The organism is Caulobacter sp. 05T431 (assembly GCF_056665975.1).
Window position 1 is genome coordinate 1 of the sequence record NZ_JBFTKU010000102.1, and the last position, 478, is coordinate 478.

The window sequence follows — 478 nt, forward strand, 5'->3', positions numbered from 1 at the left end:
TCATTGGATCAGTTTCACACAGAGAAATCCCCCGCGTGACTGCCGTTCCCGGCCTGGAGGATGCGCGGTGCGGTGCGGCGGGCCGCCTAGCCCGCGACGCGTCGATATCCGCCGCTGACCCAGTCGGCGACCATCATTGGATCAGTTTCACACAGAGAAATCCCCCGCGTGACTGCCGTTCCCGGCCTGGAGGATGCGCGGTGCGGTGCGGCGGGCCGCCTAGCCCGCGACGCGTCGATATCCGCCGCTGACCCAGTCGGCGACCAGTCGGCCGTACTCCTCCGGTGCTTCCTCCCACGCGAAGTGGCCGGCGTCGAGAGGATGCATCTCGCTGTGGGGGAGGAGCCCGTCCAGGTACTCGCTGTTCGACCACGGCACGAGGTCATCGTGGCGGCCCGCGACGATCTGGGTGGGCGTGGTGATGGACGGCAGCAGGTCGTGCAGCAGCGGGTTCTGCTCGGGGTAGGTCCGCACAAAC

The 478-nt window shown here is 67.8% G+C and carries 1 protein-coding gene; it reads right to left on the reverse strand.

Annotated features, from left to right (window positions below; genetic code table 11):
- Nucleotides 1-219 precede the first annotated feature (219 nt).
- A partial coding sequence (locus AC1U89_RS24700; RefSeq protein WP_479902248.1) for an alpha/beta fold hydrolase occupies nt 220-478 on the reverse strand: 259 nt, incomplete at its 5' end.